Here is a 2,362-nt window from a genome sequence, read left to right as displayed (position 1 = left end):
ACGCGCCGCCCGAGCTCGTCATCCGGATGACGCTGCACGAATCCCGGCCCAACCCCTTCAACCCCCGCACGACCCTGGCCTTCGATCTGCCGCAAGACATGGCTGCGGACCTGCGCGTCTACGATCTCCGCGGCGCCCTGGTCCGCACCCTGGTCGATGCCGACCTCCCCCGTGGCAGCCACAAGGCCACCTGGGACGGCTGCGACGCGTCGGGCCGGGGGATGGCGTCAGGGAGCTACTTCGCGAGGCTCGAGGCCGGAGGGAGGGTCGAGACGGTGCGCATGAGCTTGGTGCGGTAGGGGTATTTCCTGTGCCAAGCCTTGACATACATAGATCAGCAATGTATAGTATTGCCATGTATCTGGAATTCGGGACCACACCGCTACTCGGGACGTGAAGCCATGGAGATCAGCAAGGATCTGATGGCCGCCTCTTCGACCCCGATCGTCCTGGCGATCCTGGCCGAAGCCGACAGCTACGGCTACGCCATCATCAAGCGCGTCCGGGAGCTGTCCGCGGGCCGCATGGAGTGGACGGACGGCATGCTGTACCCCGTCCTGCACCGGCTCGAACGGCTCGGCCACGTCGAGGCGCGGTGGGAGGTCGCCGAGAGCGGCCGCCGCCGCAAGTACTACCGGATCACCGCCGGCGGCCGCGCCCAGCTCGTTCAGGAGCGCAGCCAGTGGCAGGCGGTGGACGCGACGCTGCGCGGCATCTGGTCGATCCTGCCCGTTGCCACACCGCCAGGTTACCCGGCGCCGACGGCGCCGTTCCCGCAGGGAGCCTGAGAGATGACGAATCCTGGACACGCGCGCTCGCTCGAGGACCAGATCGACCAGTGGCGCAGCTACCTGCACCGCCGCCAGGCGATCCAAGCCGTCGACGTGGCGGAGCTGGAGGATCACCTGCGCGAGCAGGTCGCGGGCCTGACCGAGGCGGGCCTCGACGCCGACGAGGCGTTCCTAGTGGCGGTCAAACGCATGGGCAACCTCGACGCCCTCTCGCGGGAGTTCGCGCGCGAGCACTCGGACCGCCTCTGGAAGCAGCTCGTCCTGGACCCCGACGATCCCGTGAAGCCGCGCGGGAGCGCCCGCCGTGAGGCCACCGTCGCCTTCGGCCTCGCGGTCGCGGCGGCGGCGGCCATCAAGGCGCCGGCGCTCTTCGGCTTCCGCTGGGGCGAGGACGAGGGCTTCTACGCCCGCAACCTGGGCCTCTTCGTGCTGCCCCTGCTGGCCGGGTACTTCGTCTGGAAGCGGCGGCCCGGCGCCGGGACCCTCCGCCGGTTGGCCGTGGCCTTCGTCGCGGCGGGCGTGTTCGCCAACGTCTACCCGTTCGCTCCGGGAGGCTCCCTCGAGGTGCTCTCGGCGCTGCACCTGCCGATCGCGCTCTGGCTGGCCGTGGGCGTCGCGTACGCGGGCGGCCGGTGGGGGCAGGCGGACGGCCGCATGGACTTCATCCGCTTCTCGGGCGAGCTGTTCATCTACTACGTGCTGATCGCCCTCGGCGGCGGCGTGCTGGCGGGGTTCACGGGGCTGATCTTCCAGGCCATCGGCGTGGACATCGAGCCCTTCTTCGAGCAGTGGCTGCTGCCGTGCGGCGTCATGGGGGCGGTCGTCGTCGCCTCCTGGCTGGTGGAGGCCAAGCAGAGCGTGATCGAGAACATGGCGCCGGTGCTGACGCGCCTGTTCACGCCGCTGTTCGCCGCCATGCTGGTGATCTTCCTGGCGACCCAGCTGTGGACCGGCCGCGGGGTCGACGTCCGGCGCGACGTGCTCATCGCCTTCGACCTGCTGCTGGTGGTGGTCCTGGGCCTGCTGCTCTACTCCGTGTCCGCCCGCGACCACCGGGCGCCCCCCGGCGTCTTCGACGTGCTGCAGGTGGTGCTGCTGGTGGGCGCGCTGCTGGCCGACGCGTTGGCGCTGGGGGCGATCGCGGCGCGCATCTCCGAGTTCGGCTTCAGCCCCAACCGCGTGGCCGCGCTGGGCGAGAACGCGATCCTGCTCGTCAACCTCGCCTGGTCGACCGTGCTCTACGTGAGGTTCCTGCGCGGGCGGGGCCCGTTCTCCCGCCTCGAACGCTGGCAGACGGATTACCTGCCGGTCTACGCCGCGTGGGCGGCGATCGTCCTGATCGTCTTCCCGCCGCTGTTCCGGTACGTCTGACGGACGTCCGGCAGCAGCAGGATCGTCCAGCCCATGCTATGTTGGGTGCGTTAGAAGGGCGGGTGGGACCAGGCAGATCGTCATTCCACCAGGGGAGATGCGATGGGAGACCCGGCGATCGGCGGCCGCCGGAGGCTGCCGAGGCGGAGGCGGTCGGCCTACGCGGCGGCATCCCTGGCTGCGGTGGCCCTCGTCTCCAC

Annotated in this window: 3 protein-coding genes; all 3 read left to right on the top strand. The window is 70.2% G+C overall.

Annotated features, from left to right (window positions below):
• A partial coding sequence (locus Q7W29_05240; GenBank protein MDO9171221.1) for a FlgD immunoglobulin-like domain containing protein occupies window positions 1-299 on the top strand: 299 nt, incomplete at its 5' end.
• A 102-nt stretch (window positions 300-401) separates the two neighbouring features.
• Window positions 402-788: a helix-turn-helix transcriptional regulator gene (locus tag Q7W29_05235; protein MDO9171220.1), complete on the top strand. Its 387-nt coding sequence runs from the start codon at window positions 402-404 to the stop codon at window positions 786-788.
• Window positions 789-791: 3 nt separating this feature from the next.
• Window positions 792-2,162, top strand: a complete 1,371-nt coding sequence (locus Q7W29_05230) for a permease prefix domain 1-containing protein (GenBank protein MDO9171219.1) — start codon at window positions 792-794, stop codon at window positions 2,160-2,162.
• Window positions 2,163-2,362: the final 200 nt, after the last annotated feature.

It is taken from the genome of bacterium, from assembly GCA_030654305.1.
Taxonomy (GTDB): Bacteria; Krumholzibacteriota; Krumholzibacteriia; order LZORAL124-64-63; family LZORAL124-64-63; genus PNOJ01.
Note: the sequence above shows the minus strand (reverse complement) of the source record. Positions and strands in the feature narration are given on the sequence as shown.